We start from the raw sequence: 24,091 nt of genomic DNA, 5'->3' as shown, positions 1-24,091 counted from the left end.
CTTATGATGCGACGGTTACCGAACGGCAAGATATTCATGCCAGGTTAGGGACGACGAGGCAGGAAAGACCCTTTTAGTGTTCTATTACAAGCGCAATCAAACGCTGCTGGGCGGTGCACTGACGACTGCGGAACTGGTGTTCCACGCGGTGGTGCGGAACGTGCGCGCGCAGCATCCGAATGCGGTGATCGCGATTATGCTTAACGTCGTGCAATTGCTGGTGATGATGGTCACGTTCTATCTGCTCATGTCGCTGATGGGCCGGGGCGGGGTCGCCAGGATCAGGGGCGAATTTCTGCTGTATGTCCTGTCAGGCGTGTTCCCGTTCATGCTGCACATACAGTCGATCGGCGCGATTTCCGGGGTTGGGTCATCCAATAACCCGATGATGCTGCATTCGCCGATGAACGTAATGGTCACGATTCTCGCTGCGGCCTTCAGCACTTTCTACAAGTTTCTGCTGGCCATGTTCATCATCCTGTTCGTCTACAGTGTCGCTGTTGCTCCGCTTGAGGTGCAGAACCCTGGCGGCGCCTTTGCAATGTTGGTGCTGGCCTGGTTTACCGGCTGCGCGGTGGGGCTTGTGTTCATGGCACTGAAACCGTGGGCCCCGACGACCGTTTCGATGCTGACCAATATTTACCGGCGGCTGAACATGGTGTTTTCCGGTAAGATGTTTATTGCGAACGCACTGGGTGGCGGGCTTTTGATGATGTTTGCCTGGAACCCGCTGTTTCACATCATCGACCAGACCCGCGGGTTCGTGTTCCGCAACTATTATCCAAGAAACACAAGCTGGGAATACGCGGCCTGGGTCGGAATCGCCCTGTTGATGATCGGTCTTATGGGCGAATTCTTCACCCGTCAGCACGTCTCAAAAAGCTGGAATGCGCGCCGCTAGCGCGCCACCCGCAGCGTAAGGTTGATGCGCCCGCCTTTGGGCAGCAGGCGCGAGGATCCGAACCTGATCCGATCCACACCGTGATATGCCAGCCGCGCCGGACCGCCCATAACAACAACATCCCCCGAACTCAGCCAGATCGCCTCGGTCTTGCCGCCGCGCGTCGTGTTGCCGATCCGAAACAAGGCATCATCGCCCAGCGAAACCGACAGGACGGGCCATGAAAAATCGGCCTCGTCCTTGTCCTGATGCAAGCCCATTTTTGCACCTTCCCCGTAATAGTTGACCAAACAGCAATCTGGGGCCTGCTCGGTGCTGACCAGATCGCGCCAGATATCCAGAATGGCGGCGGGGATTTCCGGCCAGGCACCACCTTTGGGGTGCTGATCCTGATACCGGTACCCGGCCTTGTCGGTCACCCAACCCAGATCGCCAGCCGAGGTCATCCGAACCGACATCTCCTTGCCTGAGGGGGTAACAGGCCGGAACAGGGGCGCAGCTTTCAGAATCGGGCGCAAATCCGCGATCACCCGCGACTGGGCCGCAGGATCAAGATAGCCTTTCCTGATATCGAACCCCCGCAAAACCAATCGCGCCATTCCGGAAACCCCAATCCTTTCCAATTCCTTGCCAAAAAAGGCATCAGAATCCCTAAAACCTGCGTTCTACGGTGCTTGCAGGCCTCTGGTCTCGCCCTTATATACGCCGGGACGCGCGATGGTAGTGCTGTCGCGCACATCAGATCGGGGACGGGATGCCGTAACGGGTCCTGCCGTCGAGACATCGCCTTGAAGAGAAAGGGATTGCAAAAATGGGAAAAGTAATCGGGATTGACCTCGGGACCACAAACTCGTGCGTGGCCATCATGGACGGTTCGCAGCCGAAGGTTATCGAAAACGCCGAAGGGGCGCGGACCACGCCCTCGATCGTCGCCTTCACTGAAGATGAGCGGCTGGTCGGTCAGCCTGCAAAGCGTCAGGCGGTCACCAACCCCGACAACACGATCTTTGGCGTCAAGCGTCTGATCGGTCGTCGTGTGGATGATGCCGAAGTCGAAAAAGACAAGAAGATGGTGCCTTATACCATCGTTGATGGTGGCAATGGCGACGCATGGGTTCAGGCCCGCGGTGAAAAATACTCCCCAAGCCAGATTTCGGCCTTCACTCTGGGTAAGATGAAGGAAACCGCGGAAAGCTATCTGGGTGAGGAAGTCACGCAGGCGGTCATCACCGTTCCGGCATACTTCAACGACGCACAGCGTCAGGCCACCAAAGACGCCGGTAAAATCGCCGGTCTGGAAGTGCTGCGGATCATCAACGAACCGACAGCTGCCGCGCTGGCCTACGGTCTGGACAAGCAGGAAACCCAAACCATCGCGGTTTATGACCTTGGTGGCGGTACCTTCGACGTGACCATTCTGGAAATCGACGACGGCCTGTTCGAGGTCAAATCGACCAACGGTGACACCTTCCTGGGTGGTGAAGACTTTGACATGCGCATCGTCAACTACCTGGCGGATGAGTTCAAAAAGGAACACGGTGTCGATCTGTCTGCTGACAAGATGGCCCTTCAGCGTCTGAAAGAAGCCGCGGAAAAAGCCAAGATCGAACTCAGCTCGACCTCGCAGACCGAAATCAACCAGCCGTTCATCTCGATGGGTTCGAACGGTCAGCCGCTGCACATGGTCATGAAACTGACCCGTGCCAAGCTGGAATCTCTGGTCGGCGACCTGATCAAGAAGTCGATGAAACCGTGCCAGGCTGCTCTGAAAGACGCCGGTCTGTCGGCTGCTGACGTGGACGAAGTTGTTCTGGTCGGTGGTATGACCCGGATGCCGAAAGTGATCGAAGAAGTCACCAAGTTCTTCGGCAAAGAGCCGCACAAGGGTGTGAACCCGGACGAAGTGGTTGCCATGGGCGCCGCCATTCAGGCCGGTGTTCTTCAGGGCGACGTCAAGGACGTGGTTCTGCTGGACGTGACCCCGCTGTCGCTGGGCATCGAGACGCTGGGTGGCGTGTTCACTCGCCTGATCGACCGCAACACCACGATCCCGACGAAAAAGTCTCAGGTCTTCTCGACTGCCGAGGACAACCAGAACGCCGTGACCATCCGCGTGTTCCAGGGCGAACGTGAAATGGCTGCGGACAACAAGATCCTGGGTCAGTTCAACCTCGAAGACATCCCGCCCGCACCGCGCGGCATGCCCCAGATCGAGGTGACCTTCGACATCGACGCCAACGGCATTGTCTCGGTTTCGGCCAAGGACAAAGGCACCGGCAAAGAACAGAAGATCACCATCCAGGCATCGGGCGGTCTGTCCGACGAAGACATCGAAAAGATGGTAAAGGACGCCGAAGAGAACGCGGAAGCCGACAAGGAACGCCGCGAGCTAGTCGACGCCAAGAACCAGGCGGAAAGTCTCATCCACTCGACCGAAAAGTCGATGGAAGAGCATGCCGATAAAGTCGACCCGACCACGATCGAAGCCATCGAACTGGCCATCGCCGCACTCAAGGACGAGCTGGAAACCAACAATGCCGACAAGATCAAGTCTGGCATCCAGAATGTCACCGAAGCAGCGATGAAGCTGGGTGAGGCCATCTACAAGGCGCAGTCCGAAGAGGCCGAGGACGAGCCTGTCGCAGCGGATGCCGCACATGGTGATGACGATATCGTCGATGCCGAGTTTGAAGATCTGGACGACGAAAAGCGTAACTAACGGGTAACCGGGCCAATGTGGGCCGGTCCGGATGCCGGGCCGGCCTATTTACGTTGAGGCAGAAGGAAATACTGATGTCAAAACGCGACTATTACGAAGTGCTCGGTGTGTCCAAGGGCGCTTCGGCGGATGAGATCAAGAAAGGTTTTCGCACGAAAGCCAAAGAGTTGCATCCGGACCGCAACAAGGACAACCCGGATGCCGAGGCGCAGTTCAAGGAAGCCAACGAGGCTTATGACGTGCTGCGCGATGCCGATAAAAAGGCGGCCTATGATCGCTTTGGCCATGCCGCATTTGAAAACGGCATGGGCGGCGGTGGTCGGCCTGGCGGCGGCTTTGGGCAGGGCGATTTCTCCAGCGCGTTCTCGGATGTATTCGACGACCTGTTCGGCGATTTCATGGGCGGGCAACGTGGTGGTGGCGGCCGACGCGCCGCGCGCGGCTCGGACCTGCGCTATAACCTGCGTGTATCGCTGGAAGAGGCGTTCTCGGGCCAGCAGAAAACCATCAATGTACCTACAGCCGTGGCTTGTTCCTCCTGCGAAGGAACCGGTGCAGAAGGCGGGGTCGAGCCGACAACCTGCCCCACCTGTTCCGGTATGGGTAAGGTGCGGGCGCAACAGGGCTTCTTTACGGTCGAACGAACTTGCCCCACCTGTTCGGGTCTGGGTCAGATCATCAAGAACCCCTGCAAATCCTGTAAGGGTGCAGGCCGCGTCGAAAAAGATCGCGCTTTGTCGGTCAACATCCCTGCCGGTGTCGAAACCGGCACCCGTATTCGACTGGCGGGTGAAGGCGAGGCCGGAATGCGTGGTGGCCCTCCGGGCGACCTCTACATCTTTGTGGAAGTGTCTGATCACAAGTTGTTCGAACGCGACAGCGTAAACCTTTATTGCCGTGTACCGGTCAGCATGGCCAAGGCCGCGCTGGGCGGATCGATCGAGGTTCCGACAATCGATGGCGGGCGTGGGCGGGTGCAGATCCCGGCTGGCAGCCAGTCGGGTCGGCAAATGCGTCTTCGCGGCAAAGGCATGCCCGCATTGCGCGGCGGCGGTGTTGGCGACATGTTCATCGAACTGGCGGTTGAAACCCCGGTCAACTTGACCACCCGCCAGAAAGAACTTCTGCGCGAGTTTGATGACCTGGGCGAAGACAACCACCCGGAATCAAAAAGCTTTTTCTCATCCGTCAAATCCTTCTGGGACGGTATGAAAAGCTGACAACCAGGGTTACCCGGGGGCTCTGCCCCCGCCGCCCGTTCCGGGCGCCTCCCCCGGGATATTTCCAGCCAGATGAAGCAGGGATCCGTTATTCATCTGGCTCTAAATATCCCGGAGCGCGAGGCAGAGCCTCGCAAAACACTCCCTAAAGACACTCAATTGGCCTTATCAGATGACCAAAAGTGGCAATGCATTTGCCAAATTGGGTCTTGATTCCGACCGTCGACCCTGAAATTGTCCACGACAACCGTTGGGGTGCCCGTATCAGGGCTGAGAGGCGCAGCCGCGCTAACCCATCGAACCTGATCCGGGCAATTCCGGCGTAGGGAACGGTCTTATGAACACAGACGTTTTCCTTACCTCGTTGCCCAAAAAAGATGGAGCGACGAAATGGCGGCAATTGCCCTGACCATTGCTGGGTCTGACAGTGGCGGAGGCGCCGGGATTCAGGCCGATCTGAAAGCGATGTCCGCGTTGGGTGTATTCGGCGCAAGCGTCATTACCGCCATTACAGCGCAGAACACGCAAGCCGTCACTGCGGTGCATGGGGTTCCTCTGGATGTCATTGCTGCTCAAATCGACGCGGTGCTGAGTGATCTGGACGTGAAGGCCATTAAGATCGGTATGCTTGCCACGCCAGAGATCATTCACGCAGTGGCTCGAGGTCTGGAAACGTTCAAGGGCCCCATAATTCTTGATCCCGTCATGATCGCAAAATCCGGAGATGCCTTGCTGGCGCAGGAAGCGGTCCGGACGCTGCGCGAAGTGATGGTGCCAGCAGCGACTGTGCTGACACCCAATCTGCCCGAAGCGGCGTGTTTGCTGGATGCGACACCGGCGCAATCACCGGACGAGATGGCCGCACAAGGCCAGGCCCTGTGTGATCTGGGCGCAGGTGCGGTTTTGATGAAGGGCGGGCATGGGTCCGGCGATGTCTGCCACGATCTGCTGGTCGACCCCTCAGGTATCGTGGCCGCGTTTCAGGCCCCGCGTCAGAACACGAAGAACACCCACGGAACCGGATGCACCCTGTCGTCATCGATCGCCGCCGGACTGGCCAGGGGCCTGCCGCTGAGGGATGCGGTCGCGCAGGCGCATGATTATCTCCAAGGGGCCATCGCGCGGGCGGATGAGCTGAAGATTGGTGCCGGGCACGGCCCTGTGCACCACTTCCATCGGATCTGGCCCGCGTGACGCTCTGGTCGGTCATAGGTGCAGGCGTTGCGGGTCTGGCCGTGGCCAGTGAGCTTGTGTCACGCGGCGCAAGGGTGCAGGTTTTTGATCCGGGCGGCCCGCCCGGCCCGCATGGGTGTTCCTGGTGGGCCGGTGGGATGCTGGCGCCTTGGTGTGAATATGAAAATGCGGAAGAACCGGTTCTGCGGCTGGGGCAGGAAGCCATCGAATGGTGGGTGCAGCGAACGCAGGTAAACAGAAGTGGAACCCTTGTTGTTGCCAACGCACGTGACCTGCCCGACCTGCGTCGGTTTGCACGCAGGACCGAAGGGTTCAGCGAGTTTGATCGCGCGAAAATAATCAAATTAGAGCCTGATCTGAGCAAGTTTAGCAAAGCTCTGTATTTTGAAAACGAAGCGCACCTTAATCCTCGCCAGGCATTGCGCGATCTGCATCGTCACCTGCAAGGCGCAGGCGTGGAATTCCACCGAAAGCTGGCTCCGGCGCAACTGGACAACGCCATTGACTGCCGGGGCCTGCACGCGCGCGAATATCTGCATGACCTACGCGGCGTGAAGGGTGAAATGCTGGTTCTCCGCTGCCCCGATGTGAACGTTTCGCGCCCGGTGCGGCTGTTGCATCCGCGGATGCCGCTCTACATCGTTCCGCGCGGGGACGGCGTCTACATGCTGGGTGCAACCATGATCGAATCCGAGGACAGCAGCCGCATCACCGCCCGCTCGATGCTGGAACTGCTCAGCGCGGCCTATGCCGTGAACCCGGCCTTTGGCGAGGCCGAGGTGCTGGAGATCGGTGTCGACCTGCGCCCCGCTTTTCCGGACAACCTGCCGCGTATCCGGCGCTTGGGTCGGACAATCTATGCCAATGGGCTGTATCGCCATGGCTATCTGCTGGCCCCTGCATTGGCGCGGGGTGTCGCTGATCTGGCATTGGACAACACACATTCGGAGATGGTCGATGAAGATCGTGCTTAACGGCGAGACGCGGGACGTGCGCGCTGAAACCCTGTCGGATCTGTTGCTGGAATGCGGCTTCTCGGGCCGTGTGGCCACCGCAGTGAACGAAGATTTCGTGCCGTCAAGCCTGCGCATTGTGCACAAACTGACCGATGGCGACCGGATCGAAGTTGTCGCGCCGATGCAGGGGGGCTGAGGATGAGAACGTTCTACGGCATCGAGTTGCCGAACCCGCTGATGCTGGGCACCGCCCAATATCCCAGCCCCGCCATTCTGGAACAGGCCTTTCGCGAAAGCGGTGCGGCGGTTGCAACGGTATCGCTGCGGCGGGAATCCGGCGCGGGGCAGACATTCTGGCAGATGATCCGTGAGCTGGGTGTTCTGATCCTGCCAAATACGGCTGGCTGTCATACGGTGAAAGAGGCGGTGACCACAGCCCATATGGCGCGCGAAGTGTTTGACACCAAATGGATCAAGCTGGAACTGATTGGCCACACCGACAGTTTGCAGCCGGATGTGTTCCAGCTGGTCGAGGCTGCGCGAATCCTGACCGAAGACGGGTTTGAGGTGTTTCCCTACACCACCGATGATCTGATCGTGGGCGAACGCCTGCTGGAAGCGGGGTGCGAAGTGCTGATGCCGTGGGGCGCGCCTATCGGGTCTGGGCGTGGGCTGAACAACGAATACGCCCTGCGGTCGATGCGGGCCGAGTTCCCCGACACGCCGCTGGTGGTGGATGCGGGGATCGGCCTGCCCAGCCACGCGGCCCACGCGATGGAACTGGGCTATGATGCCGTTCTGCTGAACACAGCTGTGGCCCGTGCCGGTGATCCCGTTCTGATGGCCAAGGCGATGGCGCAGGCAATCCATGCCGGACAACTGGCCCATCAGGCAGACCCAATCGAGGCGCGTGATATGGCCGAGCCTTCGACCCCTGTTGTTGGAAAGGCCTTCCTGTCATGACGCTGGACCGTTTCTATCCGATCTTTGATCACGCGGATTGGCTGCGGCGGATGCTGCCCCTGGGTGTCAAACTGGTGCAGTTGCGTATCAAGGATCAGCCGGATGAGGTGGTGCGCGATCAGATTGCCACCTCGCGCGATCTGTGCCGCGACTATGGGGCGGTTCTGGTGATCAACGATTACTGGCAGCAGGCCATCGATCTGGGTTGTGACTGGGTTCATCTGGGGCAAGAGGATCTGGATGACGCAGACCTGAAATCCATCCGAAAAGCGGGTCTAAAGCTGGGTGTTTCCACTCATGACGATGATGAGCTTGAGCGGGTTCTGGCCATGGATCCTGATTACGTGGCGCTGGGCCCGGTCTATCCGACCATCCTGAAAAAGATGAAATGGCATCAGCAGGGCCTGCCCCGCGTGACCGAATGGAAGGCGCGGGTTGGGGACATTCCTCTGGTCGGTATTGGCGGCATGAGCGTCGAGCGCGCAGCAGGGGTGCTGGCAGCGGGGGCCGACATTGTCTCGGCCGTCACGGACATCACGCTGAACACCGACCCCGAAGCGCGGGTGCGTGCTTGGATCGAGGTCAGGAGATGAGCCGGTATGTCCGCCAAACGCTGCTGCCCGAGGTTGGGATCGAAGGACAGGGCCGCCTGACTGCGGCCCGTGTTTTGGTGGTCGGCGCAGGTGGTCTGGCCGCGCCGCTTCTGCCGCTATTGGCCGGAGCCGGAGTGGGGCATATCACGATTGTAGATGGTGATATCATTGATCTGTCGAATCTGCATCGCCAAACGTTGTTTTCAGAAGAAGATTGCGGGCAGTCAAAGGCTGAACGCGCCGCTGACCGATGCCGTGCGTTGAATGCCGAAATCGATGTGATTGCCAAGAAACAGGCTCTAACAGGGGAAAATGCGCCCAATCTGGTGTCGCAGGCGGATATTATCCTGGATTGTGCCGACAGCTATGCGGTCAGTTATATGCTGTCGGATACTTGTCTGGCACAAGGCAAGCCACTGATCAGCGCCTCGGTGCTGGGGCTTTCAGGATATGTGGGCGGCTTTTGCGGCGGTGCGCCTTCTCTGCGTGCCGTTTTCCCCGACGCACCGGAAAGTGGCGCAAGCTGCGCCACGGCGGGTGTTCTGGGTCCCGTTGTCGGTGTGATCGGGTCCATTCAGGCGCAGATGGCGCTGAGCCTGATCTTGCGGCTTGACCCATCACCCCTAGGGCAGATGGTGCAATATGATGCGCGAACCCTGCGCAGCACCGGGTTTCGTTTTGATGACGCGCCGGAACCGTCAAGCTGTTTCCGCTTTCTCTCCGCCAGTCAGTTGAGGGAGACAGACCAGATTATCGAACTGCGTGACCCGAACGAAGCTCCGGTTCCGGCTCACCCGAATGCAACGCGCATTTCACCCGAAGAAATACAAAAAATAGACCCAAACAAGGGGCAACGCCTCGCCCTTTGCTGTGCCACCGGGCTGCGCGCATGGCGCGCTGCCGAGAAAATCCAACCGATTTGGCCGGGCGAGATTGTGCTCGTCGCGGCCTCAGCCTCCTGAGAAAAGGAAACGTGTGATATGAAAAAGCTGATGACAGCCCTTGCCCTTCTGGCCGCCGCGCCAGCCTGGGCCGAAGACAAAATGACCGTCCTTCTGGACTGGTTTATCAACCCTGACCACGGGCCCATCATCGTGGCGCAGGAAAACGGCTATTTCGCCGAACAGGGGTTGCAGGTCGAAGTCGTTGCCCCCGCCGACCCATCCGCACCGCCGCGTCTGGTGGCTGCCGGTCAGGCGGATCTGGCGGTATCCTATCAACCGCAACTGCATTTGCAGATCCACGAAGGGCTGCCACTGAAACGGGTCGGCACGCTCGTCGCGACGCCCCTGAACTGCCTGCTGGTTCTGAAAGACGGGCCGATCAAATCGCCCGCTGACCTCAAAGGCAAGAAAATCGGCTTTTCCGTCGCCGGTGTGGAAGAGGCCATCCTCAGCACCGTGCTTGGCAAATACGACGTCGCGCTGGATGATGTTGAGATGATCAACGTGAATTTCTCGCTCTCACCCTCGCTGATGACCGGTCAGGTGGATGCGGTGATTGGCGCCTATCGCAACTTCGAGCTGAACCAGATGGATATCGAAGGCCGCCCCGGCACCTGTTTCTATATCGAGGAAGAAGGCGTGCCGTCTTATGACGAACTGATCTATGTCGCCAACCCTGATACGATGGACAAAGACAAGATCGCCCGTTTCCTGGCCGCGACCGAAAAAGCGACTCAGTACATCGTCAACAACCCCGAAAAAAGCTGGGAGGTCTTCTCAGCCACTTCACCCGAACTGCAGGACGAGCTGAATGCGCGCGCATGGGTCGACACGCTGCCGCGCTTTGCCCTGCGTCCCGCCGGGTTTGACGCTGGCCGTTATGCCCGGTTCGAGGCATTCCTGAACGACAGCGGCATGATCGACACCGTCCTGCCCGTCAGTGACATTGCCATCGACGTAACCGCGCAATGAGCGATTATGGCAAAGCCTTTGCGCTGATGCGCGATGCGGCGCAGGGGCCGTGGCGGGATTACACCCGCCACGCTTTTGTCGAAGCCCTGAAAGACGGCACCCTGCCACGCCCGGCGTTCCTGCACTATCTGCGTCAGGATTACGTGTTCCTGATCCATTTTGCGCGCGCCTGGGCGCTGGCCGTGGTGAAATCGGAAACACATGCTGAAATGCTGGCAGCGTCGCGTACCGTGAACGGCCTGATCAGCGAAGAGATGAAGCTGCATATCGGTATTTGCGAAGCAGAAGGCATTTCGCAGTCCGATCTGTTTGCAACGCCGGAACGGCCCGAGAATCTGGCCTATACCCGCTTTGTTCTCGAGGCGGGCTATAGCGGTGATCTGCTGGATCTTCTGGCAGCACTTGCACCCTGCGTCATGGGATATGGTGAGATAGGCACCCGCCTGGCTGAGGAGGCAACATCAACGACCTACCGTGGCTGGATCGATACCTACGCGGACGAGGGCTACCAGAGCGCCTGCACCGCCGTGGGCGAATTGCTGGATTCGGCTCTAACAAGGCGGATTGGGGCGGATTTCCAAACGTCGCCTCGCTGGGATCGTCTGTGCAGGACGTTCCGCACGGCCACGGAGTTGGAAGTCAATTTCTGGCAGATGGGTCTGACCCCATGACCCCGGCGCCCGATCTGACCATCAGCGGCACAGCCATGATCGATGGCGCGACTCTGTTCGCGCCGCTGACCCTGACGCTTGACGCAGGGGCGTGGACCTGTCTGCTGGGTGGATCGGGTGTTGGCAAAACCACGGTTTTGCGGCTGATTGCCGGGCTGGAAACCGGGGCTGAATTCACGGGCCGGATCACCGCCAGCGATGGCCAGTCGGTTTCAGACCGGGTTGCTTATATGGCGCAGGACGACCTGTTGCTGCCTTGGGCGAGTGTTGCGCAAAACGTCTCACTGGGCGCGCGGCTGCGGGGCGAGAAAGTTGACCTTGACCGGCGCGACCGCCTGATCGAACGGATGCGCTTGCAGGACCATATGACCAAGAAACCGCCCGAGCTTTCGGGCGGGCAGCGTCAGCGCGTGGCACTGGCCCGCACCTTGATGGAAGACCGGCCGATTGTGTTGCTGGATGAACCCTTTTCAGCCCTTGATGCCCGAACCCGTGCCGATATGCAGGATCTGGCCGCCGAGGCGCTGCGGGGCCGCACTGTCCTTCTGGTAACCCACGATCCGGGCGAGGCCGCGCGTCTGGGGCAATCCATCGTCGTCATGACACAGCACGGGCTGACGCCGTGCGATCCGCCGGTTGCTCCAGCCCCGCGCAGCGTGGACGATCTGCAGACGCTGGAAACACAAGGCGCGCTTTTGCGGCTGCTGCGGGAGGGCGGGGTATGAAGTCCCTCTCTGTTCTGGCAGCAACCCTGTTTGCCATTGCCATCTGGCAGGGGATCGTGACCCTGACCGGATTGCCAAAGTTCATCCTGCCCGGCCCCGTGGTGGTTGCCGAGACCTGGTGGCAGAACCGCTGGCTGATTGCCGAACACACCTGGATCACAGCCATTGAGGTCATTATCGGCCTTGCCTGCGGCACGCTGCTTGGCGTTGTCACTGCATTGCAGCTGGCCAATTCCCGCGTCGCACGAGTTTTGGTGCAGCCAATGCTGGTGTTCACGCAGGCCCTGCCGGTCTTTGCACTGGCCCCGTTGCTGACCCTGTGGCTGGGTTATGGCCTGTTGTCCAAGGTCGCGATGGCGGTCCTGATCATCTATTTCCCGATCACGTCGTCCTTTTTTGACGGTTTGATGCGGACACCGCAGGGGTATCTGGACCTTGCACGCACGATGCAGGCCAGCAAGCGCACTGTGTTGTGGCACATCCGTATCCCTGCGGCGTTGCCGTCTCTGGCCTCGGGGATGCGGCTGGCGGCGGTGTATGCGCCGATCGGTGCCGTGATCGGTGAATGGGTCGGTTCATCGCAAGGTCTGGGATATCTGATGCTGCTGGCCAATGGCCGTGCCAAGACGGACCTGATGTTTGCGGCGATGCTGACTCTGGGCGTATTTTCGATCCTTCTGCACATGATTGTCCGCCGCGCCACCGCGCGTATGGCAGGAGAGGCTCATTAACCTTTCGGAAAGTGATTCTGCGTCAGGGTAAACGCATGACACAGGACGCCTTTGCCGAAGCCCCCATGCTGTTTGATACGGACGAAGCGCCAGCGCAGCCGCTGCCGAATGGTCGGTTACCCTCCTACATCAAAGACCATCGCAAGCGGCTGCGCGAACGGTTCATGGCGGGCGGATCCGCAGCGATCCCGGATTATGAGTTGCTGGAGCTGGTTTTGTTCCGGTCCATCCCTCGGCAGGATGTGAAACCATTGGCGCGGGCATTGATGAATGCCTTTGGCGATTTCAACCGTGTGTTGACAGCACCCGAAGAACGGCTGCGGCAGATCAAGGGCGTTGGTGATACGGTCATCACCGATCTGAAAATCCTCGAAGCCTGCGCGCATCGGATGGCACGGGCGCGGGTGATGCAACGACACGTAATATCCAGCTGGGACGCGCTGCTGGATTATTGCCACACGACAATGGCGCATCGCGAGACCGAGCAATTTCGCGTTTTCTATCTGGATCGCAAGAACGTCCTGATCGCGGATGAGGAACAGGCCAAAGGCACCGTGGATCACGTGCCGGTCTATCCGCGCGAAGTGGCGAAACGGGCGTTGGAACTGAATGCCTCGGCCCTGATATTGGTGCACAACCATCCTTCGGGCGACCCAACGCCGTCACAGTCAGATATCGACATGACCAACCGCATTCAGGATGCCTGCTCCGCCCTGGGGCTGACCCTGCATGACCACCTGATCATCGGCAAATCGACCGAGCTCAGCTTTCGTTCCGAAGGGTATCTCTAGCGGCTACTGCACCCAAATCTCGACCCGCCGGTTGACCTTGCGGCCCCATTCGGTGTCATCGCAGGCCATGGGCATCGCTTCACCAAATCCTTCGGCGGTGACCGTGATACTATCAGGGATCGGGGCTTCAAGCGCGGCGATAACCGCGTTTCGCACGGTTTGCGCGCGCCGTAGGGCGATGCGGGCATTTGAAACGGCACCCCCGTCCCCATCGCTGAAGCCTGCAAACACCACCTTGCGCGCCTGCAACGTACCCGCGTCCAGCATTTGCGCCAGTTGCTGAATATTGGCGCGCGACTGCGCGTCCGGGCGGGACGATCCGGGTTCGAACCGGACCGACAGGGACAGGCGCGACAGCGGGCGCAAGGTTTCGATCATGCGCTGCAACTCCTCCAGTCCGACCTCAGTTCCGCCGGTGACGACCGCATTGGCAAGCCGGTCCCCCTGCACGCCAACCGGCAGGGTTTCAGCAGATTGATCCACATATCCTGCGTCACGTATCGCCACCTGTGCCTCGGGGCTTTGGCTATAGGCCAGAAACTGTCGCGCAATCCGGGGCAGGCGGCGTTCCGGCAGATACAGGAACATGGGCATATTCAGCGGGTAATCTTCGGTCTTGATTGACTGGCGGGTCGCGGCCAGAGGATGCCCGCACCCGCCTGTCAAAGGCACAGCGCGGGTGCCATGGGCCGATGCCTTGCTGGCGATACCGATGGAAAACGGATCCTTTGCCACAGCCGCGGTCAGGTCATGTATGCGATTGTGGCGGATCGCCGTATCGGTCAGCACCACACCGGCGGTTTTCAGAACCTGATCCTCGACCGCCTGCGCCAGACCCGACCCGGCCTCTGGCACATGCAGTGCAATAGGGGCATCCGGCCCACCCAGCTGCGCCCAGTTGCTGACCTCGCCGGACAGAATGCGGGCCAGATCCGCCAGCGAAACCTGTCGCATCACGCTGTCGGGGGCCACGACCGGGACCATGGCATCCAGTGCAATGACCCGTGATCGCCGCGAGCGTTTCAGATCACCCAACCCCGCAGCTTCGGCAGCCTCCCGCTCGGCCTCGCGCATCTCGCGCAGGGCCATCACGATATCCGCCCGGTCTGCGATCAGGTCGCTGAACCCGCGATCCGTGGTGCCCACGTCAAAGAAAAACCGCGCAAGCGGCGCCGACCGGCCTGCCTGATGCAACTCGTAAATAAAGGTGTCCTCATCCACGCGGGCGGGGGTCGCGGTCAGGTCTTCCTGACGGGCAAAGCCGATGATCAGGGCGGGCAGCACCGTTTCGGCCATCACCGATGATCCGGAAAACTGCACTTCGGCGACGAAATCGATCAGGTTGGGGCAGGCGGGTCCCTCGCATGTGACGCCGGAACCATCCACGGTCAACGTCCCGAATTGCGTATCGACGCGATAAAACTCACCGTCAAAGCTCAGCAGATTGCCTGTCACTTCGACCTTGCCATCATGCGAGGTCAACGTGATGTCCTGCCCAAAAGCACCGGTCGCCACCGCCACGGAAAACAGCGCAGCCACCGCCACACGGAAAAATGTCATAAGAGGTTCAAGCCTGCCTGCGGATTACTTTGCCGCGATTGTCAGGTCTGAGAGCAGATTATTCAACACCAGAAACTCGCCCGAGCGCGAACAATCCGGCAAGGTCACGGACATGTCGCGCGACCGCAGGCGGCGGTCCGACAACAGCTCCAGCGACTGCACGTTCAGCGTGTGGCCGCAGTTTGCATCGGTCACTTCGGCCTCGACGGTCAGGTCAATCGTGCCCGACTGATCCGAAGTGCTGGCCGGGAAAGAATACACTTCGATATTCTGAGTAATCCCGGAATCGGATTGACCCAAGCGCATAACCTTACCGGCGCCTTCGGCAGATGCGTCATCCCAGACATGGCCATCCGCGCTATAGCTGGCGCCAAATTCCAGCGCGTGAATCTGCAACTCGGTATCACCCTGCCATTGCAGGACAACACGATCAAAACCGGCGATTTCGGGGACGTGAGTGGTGGCGACGGTGCCTGTTTCATCTTCGAAGGAAAACAGGAAAATCGCATATTCCGAAAGGGCCGGGATCGCCATATCCAGCGCGCCGCTGGCGTCAGTCATCTGGCTAACAGTGAGGCCGCTATGGTGAATTTCAATCTGCTCATTCTTGTGGCACGGCGCTTTCAGCGACAGGTGCGCCAAGGCACCGGGCGCTGCGGTCGCGTGCGCGCTGATCCTGCAACTCGATGTTCTGGGGACAGCGGGTACAGCGCGGGGTGCCGGTGTGACATTGACCGGATCGGCATCTGATACTGTAGCCGACGTCAGCACGATACCGTCCAGCCCCGACACAATCGAAGACTGATCGGCAACGGAGGCCACATCAACACCGCCCTGCGCGCGGTTCTGCTGCGCAGCCGGTCCGTTCTGCATCAGATAGCCTATGCCCAAGGCACAAGCGACCGTTCCGCACATGGTTACGTAGTTGCGAACTACAAACAAGACACCCTCCCCAGTTGAAGGAGCAGCTTGCACTCTCGCCACCAATCGCGGCCAATTTGTGGCCGCGAGACGGACTCATTGTGATGAAAGGGTGTTAACGTTAGGTCAATCTGCCGTGGCAGTGTTTGAACTTCTTTCCGGATCCGCAGGGGCACAGGTCGTTTCGCGACGGGTTACCCCAGGTTGACGGATCGCCCTCATCAAACCCCGGCAGGGCATCGCCTGACGCCGCCGCTTCGGCCTTGGCCTCGGCTTGGCTTGCGGCTTTGTCCACGGCCTGTTGTGCCTGCGCCTGTTGCGCCGCCATCTGCGCCAGCATTTCCTTCTGCTCTTCTTCGGTCAGTGGCCGCACGCGCGACAATTGCTGTGTCACGGTTTCCCGCAAACCGTCCAGCATGGTTTCGAACAGCTGGAAGCTTTCGTTTTTGTATTCGTTCAGCGGATCGCGCTGGGCATAGCCGCGGAAACCCACGACCGAGCGCAAGTGTTCCAGCGTCAGCAGATGCTCGCGCCATTTGGCATCGATGGTCTGCAACAGCACCTGCTTTTCGATGTTGCGCATGTTTTCGGGACCAAAGGCAACCGCCTTCTGGGCCATCATCTCATCTGCGGCCTTAACCAAGCGCTCCCGCACTTGCTCATCATCCACGCCTTCTTCGGCAGCCCAGTCCTGAACCGGGGCGTCGATGGTCAGCTTGTCCTTGATCGCCGCATGCAGACCGTCGGTATCCCACTGATCCGCATAGGATTTCGGCGGCATGTATTCGTCAATGAGATCGTCAATCACCTGCTCGCGCATATCCGAGACGATCTCGGACAGGTCATTGGCCGACATGATTTCGCGGCGCTGGCTAAAGATCACCTTGCGCTGATCGTTCATCACGTCGTCGAATTTCAGAACGTTCTTGCGCATGTCGAAGTTGCGGCCCTCGACCTTGGACTGCGCGCGTTCCAGCGACTTGTTCACCCAGGGGTGAATGATTGCCTCGCCTTCTTTCATGCCCAGCGTGGTCAGCACCTTGTCCAGCCGTTCCGAGCCAAAGATGCGCATCAGGTCGTCTTCAAGGCTCAGGTAGAACACGGTACGGCCCGGATCGCCCTGACGGCCCGAACGGCCGCGCAGCTGGTTGTCGATGCGGCGACTTTCGTGGCGTTCGGACGCCATCACATAAAGGCCTCCTGCGGCCAGAACCTTTTCTTTTTCTTCCGCGTGGCGTGCTTCTTCTGCGGCACGCAGGTCTGACGGATCAGCCTCGGGGTTGTCCGCCATCGCTTGCAGCACCTTCATTTCGACATTGCCGCCCAGCTGAATGTCTGTACCGCGACCGGCCATGTTGGTGGCGATGGTCACCGCGCCCAGACGGCCGGCATCGGCAACGATCTGCGCCTCCTGCTCGTGCTGGCGGGCGTTCAGAACATTATGCGCGATGCCTTCCTTGGTTAGCATCTGGCTCAGCAGTTCCGATTTCTCGATCGAGGTCGTGCCCAGCAGGACCGGCTGGCCCGTTTCCTGCGCCTTCTTGGTTTCTTCGATCATCGCGCCGTATTTTTCCATGGCGGTGCGATAGACCTGATCGTCCTCGTCCACACGGGCAATCGGCTTGTTGGTCGGAACCTCGACCACGCCCAGGCCGTAAATCTCGGCAAATTCCTCGGCCTCGGTCAGGGCGGTCCCGGTCATGCCGCCCAGCTTTTCGTAAAGGCGGAAATAGTTCTGGAAGGTCACGCTGGCCAGCGTCACGTTCTCGGGTTGAATCTGCACGTTTTCCTTGGCTTCGATGGCCTGGTGCAGACCCTCGGACAGGCGGCGGCCCGGCATCATGCGGCCGGTAAACTCGTCGATCAGAACGACATTGCCGTCGCGCACGATGTAATCCTTGTCGCGCTGGAACAGCTTGTGCGCGCGCAGACCCTGATTCACGTGATGCACAACGGTCGTGCTTTCCGGGTCATACAGCGAATGGCCTTCGGGAATCAAACCGGCAGCCAACAGCTGCTGCTCCAGAAACTCGTTGCCCTCATCCGTGAAGGTCACGTTGCGGGCCTTTTCGTCCAACGTGTAGTGTTCGTCGGTCAGGCTCGGGATCAGCGCATCGATGGCGGTATACAGGTTCGAGCGGTCCTGTGCCGGGCCCGAGATGATCAGCGGCGTCCGCGCCTCGTCGATCAGGATCGAATCGACCTCGTCCACAATCGCGAAATTGTGGTGCTTCTGGTAAACCTGCTCCAGATCGGCCTTCATATTGTCGCGCAGATAGTCAAAACCCAGCTCGTTGTTGGTGGCATAGGTGATGTCGCATTTATAGGCGGCCAGTTTCTCTGCATCGGGCTGGCCCGACCAGATCACGCCGGTGGTCATGCCCACGGCAGCAAACACCTTGCCCATCCATTCCGCGTCGCGCTTGGCCAGGTATTCGTTCACCGTGACCACATGCACGCCCTTGCCGGTCAGCGCGTTCAGATACGCCGGGAAGGTCGCGACCAGTGTCTTGCCCTCACCCGTCTTCATTTCCGAGATGTTGCCCTGATGCAGGAACACACCGCCCATCAGCTGTACGTCAAAGGCGCGCAGTCCCAGCGCGCGGCGGGCACCTTCGCGCACGTTGGCAAAGGCTTCGGGCAGCAGATCGTCAAGGCTTTCGCCATCCAGCGCGCGTTTGCGCAGGTCTTCTGTCTTGTCGATCAGGTCCTGATCGGACAGCTTCTCGAACTCGGGTTCCAGCGCGTTGATCTTTTCGATCAGGGGGCGGGTCGCCTTGATCTTGCGGTCGTTCGGTGTTCCGAACACCTTTTTGGCGAGCGTTCCGAGTCCCAGCATGTTCACTCCAGCGGATCTGTTCTTGTCTTGGTTTTTGACAGGCTTGCCCACCTTGCGCGCAACCCATAGATACGGGGGGTGAAAGGCGGCCCTGTCCAAGGCTTCAAAGCGATGTAAGCGGCAGGTTCCAGAGTGTCAACGCTGCGCCCTGCCGCGGCAAGGAAATAGGATGATTCAATGCCCAAAGGCCTCACTTTTCTGCCATCGCTGGCTCTGACCGCCATGATGGCCTTGCCGCTGGCCGCCGAAACCCAGCCGGATGCATCCACCGTGGTGGCGCGTGTGAACGGAGATGAGATCACTTTGGGTCACGTGATCGCTACCGTTGCCGCCCTGCCGCCGCAATACCAGCAGGCCGAAGATGACGTATTGTTCGACTTCGTGCTGGAACAGCTGATCCAGCAGCAATTGCTGGGGCAACAGCAGGATGGGCTGAACAAACTGAACACGCTGCGGCTGAAAAATGAAGAACGCTCACTTCTGGCGGTTCAGACCGTCACAGCCCTGACCGATACCGTTGTCACGGACGAGGCCATTCAGGCAGCCTACGACGCGCAGTACAACGATTTCGCGGGTGAGGACGAATTCGATGCCAGCCACATTCTGGTCGAGACCGAAGAACAGGCCAACGACCTCAAGGCGCAGCTTGATGACGGCGCCGATTTCGCCGAACTCGCGCGCGAGCACTCCACCGGTCCGTCCGGCCCCAATGGCGGCGCGCTGGGCTGGTTCGGCAAGGGCCAGATGGTACCGGAATTCGAAACAGCCGTGGTCGCGCTCGAAAAAGGGCAGGTGTCCGACCCGGTTCAGACGCAGTTCGGCTGGCATGTGGTCAAGCTGAACGACAAGCGCAAAACCGAAGCGCCCGCGCTGGACGCCGTGCGCGAAGAGCTTGCACAAACCGTTCAGCAGGACGCCATTCAGGCGCGCATCGATGAACTGACACAGCAGGCCCAGATCGACCGCCCCGCTTTGGAAGGTGCCGGACCCGAAGTCCTGCGCCAGCTGGACCTGATTCAGGAGTAACCCCCGTGGCCAAGATCACCAAGGTTTCGCCGCTGGCGCCAGCGTCCTTCCCTGATTTGCCTGCAATTGACGGTGTGCGGTTCGCCACCGTCGCGGCGGGCGTGCGATATCAGGGCCGCACCGATGTCATGCTGGCCGTGCTGGACCCGGGCACATCTGTGGCCGGGGTCTTTACCCGTTCGGCCACACGGGCGGCACCGGTTCTGGATTGTCAGGACAAGATCGGCGGGCCCAGTGACGGCCCGGCGGCGATCCTGGTGAACTCGGGCAATGCCAATGCATTTACCGGGCATTATGGTCAGACCTCGGTGGCCGAAGTAACGCAGGCCGTCTCGAAGGCGACTGGTGTTCCGGTCGAGCGGGTCTTTACCTCCTCCACCGGCGTGATTGGTGAGCCGCTGGCTCATGACCGCATCATTGCCAAGCTTGAAACGCTGAAGGCGGGTCTCAGCCGTCACGCGATCGAAGATGCCGCACGCGCGATCATGACCACGGACACCTTCCCGAAAGGGGCCGTTGCGCAGGTCGAAATTGATGGCAAAACAGTCTCTATTGCGGGGATTGCAAAGGGTTCGGGCATGATCGCGCCAGATATGGCGACGATGCTGGTCTATATCTTCACCGACGCGCAGGTCGAACAATCGGCGTTGCAGGCGATGCTGGGCGCGCAGACAGACCGGACGTTCAACAGCATCACCGTGGACAGCGATACATCCACCTCGGACAGCCTGCTGCTGTGCGCCACCGGCGCTTCGGGTGTGGACGCCACCGGCAACGCGGCCTTCGCCGAGGCGCTGGAAGCCGTGATGCTGGATCTGGCCCAGCAAGTGGTGCGCGATGGCGAAGGTGCCACGAAATTCGTCGAAATCCGCGTAAAAGGGGCCGCAACAGACGCTGACGCCAAGATCCACGGCCTTGCCATCGCCAACTCTCCGCTGGTCAAAACCGCCATCGCGGGCGAAGACCCGAACTGGGGTCGTATCGTCATGGCCATCGGTAAATCCGGTGCCGCGGCGGACCGCGACCTGCTGAGCATTTCCTTCGGCGACATCCTTGTGGCCGAAAAAGGCTGGGTCAGCCCCGATTACAGCGAAGACACAGCTGCCGCTTATATGAAAGGTCAGGATCTGGTCATCGCCGTTGATCTGGGCCTGGGCGAAGGCAATTCCACCGTCTGGACCTGCGATCTGACGCACGGATATATCGAGATCAACGCGGATTACCGCTCGTGAAAACCGTGTTGGTCTCTGCTGTCGCCCTGATCGACATCGAGGGCCGGGTGCTGTTGGCCCAACGCCCCGAGGGCAAATCCATGGCCGGTCTTTGGGAGTTTCCCGGCGGCAAGATCGAGCCCGGCGAAACCCCCGAGGCCGCCCTGATCCGCGAATTGCACGAGGAACTGGGCATCGACACCTGGGCCTCGTGCCTTGCCCCCCTGACCTTCGCCAGCCACAGCTATGATGATTTCCACCTGCTGATGCCTCTGTTCGCCTGCCGCAAATGGCAGGGCATCCCACAGTCGAAAGAGGGGCAGGCGCTGAAATGGGTCCGCGCAAATGACCTGCGCAATTACCCCATGCCGGCCGCGGATGTGCCCCTGATCCCGATCCTGCGGGATTGGTTGTAGGGGCTCAAAAGGCGTCAGGCGCTAACGGCCCGAATTTCGGCTTGGCGGATTTATTTGCCGATTTGTGGTAGTGTTCGAGTGCTTTCTCAATGGTGAAGGAGTACCTCGTTATGATTGCAAGTCGAGTTGGAAAGCTTTGGGGGTCCAGGATTGCTTTGATTTTGGCCTTATTTGTTTTGGCGGTTCATAGTGCCAAAGCAGATGATGCGAAGACTGCGATAACGGTCATGATCGAAGAACAGGCCCGAATTGACCGCTACGTCGAACTCGATTTTGCACGGCAAGATCTTTTGTTTCACCAGACGAGCACGATCCTGGCCCTATACGGTGATTACAACTCCTACACCAAATCGGACGGCACTCAGGCCAATGGCTCTGACATGACGCGATTCAGAAATCGGGTCACTGAATACGTGCCTGCTGCCATCGTGGATTTCCGCCGAAAGTCCCAAAGAGACAAAACAATTTCAGAGGATGAGGCAAGCAAGGCGGAAGCCGCCGAAGCCTTGATGGAAGAGATGCTTTTGGCCGCAGGTGAAATCATTGAACTTTGCGACGCCAACAAGCCCTATGAGGCAAGTCTCGTTTACCGCGATAAGACAATGCCCTTGAACACGAAACTTTTGGGGTTGCTGTACACGTTGCGCTCAACATCTGTTGGTCGTTTTAAAAAAGCAGCATTAAAAGCTAAGTATCAGTAACCGCGCCAACCTGCCGAAGGTCGAATTCTGTTTGCCGGTCCGGCGTCCCTGCTGCACACAGGACCTGTTTGGTACGGTAATTGCGTGGGACGAACGGGTTCCTCGTAACAGTCTGCATTTGTACATATTGTACAAAACGTAACATCACCCTTCTGCACCTGTTACAATTCGTAAGAATTGAGAAAACATCAGGCAAAACTTGACGCTGATCGTGCGGGTGTCCCAAATCGGGGCACTGGCATCCGGGGGCTTTCCCGGATCCGCCATTTCCGGCTTAGAGGAGGCCGGATGGGGAGGAGAAAAAGATTGGCTCAGACGCAGTCGGGCGCCGAAGGGTTGCACTCCCTTCCGGCGCTTCTACACCGCAACGCGACCCAGTTCGGGGATGCCCCGGCCTATCGGGAAAAAGAATTTGGGATCTGGCAATGCTGGACCTGGGCTGAAGCGGCCAAGGAAATTCGCGCGCTCGCTCTTGGATTTCTTGAAATTGGCGTTGAGCGCGGTGACCACATTGCCGTGGTCGGACGCAACCGGCCAGCGCATTACTGGACCATGGTCGCGGCACAGATGGTCGGTGCAATTCCGGTGCCTCTGTATCAGGACGCAGTCGCCGAAGAGATGACCTATGTGATGGAGCATTGCGGCGCGAAATACGTCGTCTGCGGTGATCAGGAACAGGTCGACAAGGTCATCGAAATTCAGGAAAAAGTGCACCAGATCAAGCACATCCTCTATACCGACAAGCGAGGGATGCGGAAATACGACCACAGCCAGATGAACGCGCTGGAAGACCTCATGGCCGAAGGTCAGGCAGGACATCAGCGGTTTGATGCAGAGCTGGACAAGCGCATCTCTGAGATCACCTATAACGACACCTGTGTCATGCTTTATACCTCGGGCACAACGGGCAAGCCCAAGGGGGTGGTTCTGTCGAACCGCAACGTGATCGAAAGCGCCAAGAATTCAGCGATCTTCGACCATCTGACCCGCGATGAAGATATCCTCTCCTACCTACCAATGGCATGGGTTGGGGATTTCATCTTTTCCATCGGTCAGGCCTATTGGTGCGGGTTCTGCGTGAACTGCCCGGAAAGCGCCGACACGATGATGACCGATCTGCGCGAAATCGGGCCGACCTATTTCTTCGCCCCGCCGCGCGTGTTTGAAAGCCAGCTGACCAATGTAATGATCCGGATGGAGGATGCGAGCAAGCTGAAACAGCGCATGTTCCATCACTTCATGGCGCATGCCAAAAAGGTGGGCGGCAAGTTGCTGGATGGCAAACCCGTCGGCTTTGGCGACCGGATGAAATACGCGCTGGGTAACCTGTTGGTCTATGGGCCGCTCAAGGATACGCTGGGCTATGGCCGGTTCCGGGTTGGCTATACAGCGGGTGAAGCGATCGGACCGGAAATCTTTGATTTCTATCGATCTTTGGGCATTAACCTGAAACAGCTTTACGGTCAGACCGAAGCAACCGTGTTCATCACCGTACAGCCGGATGGTGAGGTTCGGGCCGATACGGTTGGCGTGCCCGCGCCGGATGTTGAGATCAAGATCGACGACAAGGGCGAGATCCACTACCGCTCGCCCGGCGTGTTTGTCGAATATTACAACAACCCGGATTCCACGGCATCAACCAAAGATGCCGAAGGCTGGGTGGCAACGGGTGATGCCGGGTTCATCGAGGAAAGCTCGGGCCATCTGCGGATCATCGACCGGGCCAAGGACGTGGGCAAAATGGCCGACGGGTCCATGTTCGCGCCGAAATATGTCGAGAACAAGCTGAAGTTCTACCCCGATATTCTCGAGGTCGTTCTGTTCGGAAACGGCAAGGATCGCTGTGTGGCCTTCATCAATATTGACCTGACAGCGGTCGGCAACTGGGCGGAACGCAACAACGTGGCCTATGCGTCCTATCAGGAACTGGCGGGCCATCCGCGTGTGTTAGAGACGATCAAGGCGCATGTGGAAGAGGTCAACAAATCGGTAGCGGCTGATGAAATGCTGTCCGGTTGCCAGGTGCATCGCTTTGTG

23 protein-coding genes and 1 riboswitch are annotated in these 24,091 nt (G+C 59.3%); of the genes, 19 read left to right on the top strand and 4 right to left on the bottom strand.

Annotated features, from left to right (window positions below):
• Nucleotides 1–76 precede the first annotated feature (76 nt).
• Nucleotides 77–901 carry an ABC transporter permease gene (locus tag AC2FNC_RS12340; RefSeq protein ID WP_480482477.1) on the top strand — a complete coding sequence of 275 codons (825 nt, stop codon included), beginning with the start codon at nt 77–79 and terminating at the stop codon, nt 899–901.
• Here AC2FNC_RS12340 and AC2FNC_RS12335 read toward each other — a convergent pair.
• A complete protein-coding gene (locus AC2FNC_RS12335) occupies nt 898–1,500 on the bottom strand; it encodes an alpha-ketoglutarate-dependent dioxygenase AlkB family protein (protein ID WP_496715479.1) in 603 nt (200 codons plus the stop codon). The genes AC2FNC_RS12340 and AC2FNC_RS12335 overlap by 4 nt on opposite strands.
• Nucleotides 1,501–1,712: 212 nt before the next feature.
• Here AC2FNC_RS12335 and dnaK point away from each other — a divergent pair, with 212 nt between their 5' ends.
• The 13 genes from dnaK (at nt 1,713) to radC (ending at nt 13,380) form a co-directional block, all read left to right on the top strand.
• On the top strand, nt 1,713–3,620 hold the full coding sequence (gene dnaK / locus AC2FNC_RS12330) for a molecular chaperone DnaK (protein WP_480474360.1): 1,908 nt from the start codon (nt 1,713–1,715) through the stop codon (nt 3,618–3,620).
• Between the two features lie 74 nt (nt 3,621–3,694).
• Nucleotides 3,695–4,840, top strand: coding sequence for a molecular chaperone DnaJ (gene dnaJ, locus AC2FNC_RS12325; protein ID WP_480474359.1), 1,146 nt, complete (start codon nt 3,695–3,697; stop codon nt 4,838–4,840).
• Between the two features lie 241 nt (nt 4,841–5,081).
• Nucleotides 5,082–5,186: riboswitch (TPP riboswitch) on the top strand.
• A gap of 44 nt (nt 5,187–5,230) precedes the next feature.
• Nucleotides 5,231–6,034, top strand: a complete 804-nt coding sequence (gene thiD, locus AC2FNC_RS12320; RefSeq protein ID WP_480518182.1) for a bifunctional hydroxymethylpyrimidine kinase/phosphomethylpyrimidine kinase — start codon at nt 5,231–5,233, stop codon at nt 6,032–6,034.
• Nucleotides 6,031–7,008: an FAD-dependent oxidoreductase gene (locus tag AC2FNC_RS12315; RefSeq protein WP_496715477.1), complete on the top strand. Its 978-nt coding sequence runs from the start codon at nt 6,031–6,033 to the stop codon at nt 7,006–7,008. The genes thiD and AC2FNC_RS12315 overlap by 4 nt, the downstream gene beginning before the upstream one ends.
• On the top strand, nt 6,992–7,186 hold the full coding sequence (thiS, locus tag AC2FNC_RS12310) for a sulfur carrier protein ThiS (protein WP_496715475.1): 195 nt from the start codon (nt 6,992–6,994) through the stop codon (nt 7,184–7,186). The genes AC2FNC_RS12315 and thiS overlap by 17 nt, the downstream gene beginning before the upstream one ends.
• A gap of 2 nt (nt 7,187–7,188) precedes the next feature.
• Nucleotides 7,189–7,953 (top strand): thiazole synthase, encoded by a 765-nt coding sequence (locus AC2FNC_RS12305; protein ID WP_480474355.1) that lies wholly within the window; start codon nt 7,189–7,191, stop codon nt 7,951–7,953.
• A complete protein-coding gene (locus AC2FNC_RS12300) occupies nt 7,950–8,546 on the top strand; it encodes a thiamine phosphate synthase (protein WP_480622651.1) in 597 nt (198 codons plus the stop codon). Before AC2FNC_RS12305 ends, AC2FNC_RS12300 begins: the two co-directional genes overlap by 4 nt.
• A complete protein-coding gene (locus tag AC2FNC_RS12295) occupies nt 8,543–9,508 on the top strand; it encodes a ThiF family adenylyltransferase (RefSeq protein ID WP_496715473.1) in 966 nt (321 codons plus the stop codon). The genes AC2FNC_RS12300 and AC2FNC_RS12295 overlap by 4 nt, the downstream gene beginning before the upstream one ends.
• An 18-nt stretch (nt 9,509–9,526) precedes the next feature.
• Nucleotides 9,527–10,462 carry an ABC transporter substrate-binding protein gene (locus AC2FNC_RS12290; protein WP_480474352.1) on the top strand — a complete coding sequence of 312 codons (936 nt, stop codon included), beginning with the start codon at nt 9,527–9,529 and terminating at the stop codon, nt 10,460–10,462.
• A complete protein-coding gene (tenA, locus tag AC2FNC_RS12285; RefSeq protein WP_480518170.1) occupies nt 10,459–11,133 on the top strand; it encodes a thiaminase II in 675 nt (224 codons plus the stop codon). Before AC2FNC_RS12290 ends, tenA begins: the two co-directional genes overlap by 4 nt.
• A complete protein-coding gene (locus AC2FNC_RS12280; protein ID WP_480474350.1) occupies nt 11,130–11,858 on the top strand; it encodes an ABC transporter ATP-binding protein in 729 nt (242 codons plus the stop codon). Before tenA ends, AC2FNC_RS12280 begins: the two co-directional genes overlap by 4 nt.
• Nucleotides 11,855–12,589: an ABC transporter permease gene (locus AC2FNC_RS12275; RefSeq protein ID WP_480518168.1), complete on the top strand. Its 735-nt coding sequence runs from the start codon at nt 11,855–11,857 to the stop codon at nt 12,587–12,589. Before AC2FNC_RS12280 ends, AC2FNC_RS12275 begins: the two co-directional genes overlap by 4 nt.
• 35 nt (nt 12,590–12,624) lie before the next feature.
• Nucleotides 12,625–13,380, top strand: coding sequence for a RadC family protein (radC, locus tag AC2FNC_RS12270; RefSeq protein WP_209506928.1), 756 nt, complete (start codon nt 12,625–12,627; stop codon nt 13,378–13,380).
• Nucleotides 13,381–13,383: 3 nt separating this feature from the next.
• On the opposite strand, the gene AC2FNC_RS12265 is transcribed toward radC, so the two are convergent.
• From AC2FNC_RS12265 to secA, 3 genes are all read right to left on the bottom strand, one after another.
• Complete coding sequence (locus AC2FNC_RS12265; RefSeq protein ID WP_496715471.1) at nt 13,384–14,940, bottom strand: phosphate ABC transporter substrate-binding/OmpA family protein; 1,557 nt, start codon at nt 14,938–14,940, stop codon at nt 13,384–13,386.
• A 24-nt stretch (nt 14,941–14,964) separates the two neighbouring features.
• On the bottom strand, nt 14,965–15,882 hold the full coding sequence (locus tag AC2FNC_RS12260) for a hypothetical protein (protein WP_496715470.1): 918 nt from the start codon (nt 15,880–15,882) through the stop codon (nt 14,965–14,967).
• 100 nt (nt 15,883–15,982) lie between these two features.
• The gene (secA, locus tag AC2FNC_RS12255; protein WP_480554334.1) at nt 15,983–18,700 is read right to left on the bottom strand and encodes a preprotein translocase subunit SecA; all 2,718 of its coding nucleotides are present in this window, start codon (nt 18,698–18,700) and stop codon (nt 15,983–15,985) included.
• Between the two features lie 177 nt (nt 18,701–18,877).
• Between secA and AC2FNC_RS12250 the strand changes: the two genes are divergently transcribed.
• The 5 genes from AC2FNC_RS12250 to AC2FNC_RS12230 form a co-directional block, all read left to right on the top strand.
• Nucleotides 18,878–19,726, top strand: coding sequence for a peptidylprolyl isomerase (locus AC2FNC_RS12250; protein ID WP_267363935.1), 849 nt, complete (start codon nt 18,878–18,880; stop codon nt 19,724–19,726).
• 5 nt (nt 19,727–19,731) lie between these two features.
• Nucleotides 19,732–20,958: a bifunctional glutamate N-acetyltransferase/amino-acid acetyltransferase ArgJ gene (gene argJ / locus AC2FNC_RS12245; RefSeq protein ID WP_496715468.1), complete on the top strand. Its 1,227-nt coding sequence runs from the start codon at nt 19,732–19,734 to the stop codon at nt 20,956–20,958.
• Complete coding sequence (gene mutT, locus AC2FNC_RS12240; RefSeq protein ID WP_267363933.1) at nt 20,955–21,353, top strand: 8-oxo-dGTP diphosphatase MutT; 399 nt, start codon at nt 20,955–20,957, stop codon at nt 21,351–21,353. Before argJ ends, mutT begins: the two co-directional genes overlap by 4 nt.
• 110 nt (nt 21,354–21,463) lie before the next feature.
• Entirely contained in the window at nt 21,464–22,054 is a 591-nt protein-coding gene (locus tag AC2FNC_RS12235) for a hypothetical protein (RefSeq protein WP_480826511.1), read from the top strand.
• A 306-nt stretch (nt 22,055–22,360) separates the two neighbouring features.
• On the top strand, nt 22,361–24,091 hold a 1,731-nt coding region (locus tag AC2FNC_RS12230; RefSeq protein ID WP_496715467.1), incomplete at its 3' end, for an AMP-binding protein.

Source organism: Ruegeria sp. BHSA123 (genome assembly GCF_059613425.1).
The sequence above is the reverse complement of the archived record's forward strand: the minus strand, read 5'-3'. Positions and strand labels throughout refer to the sequence as shown.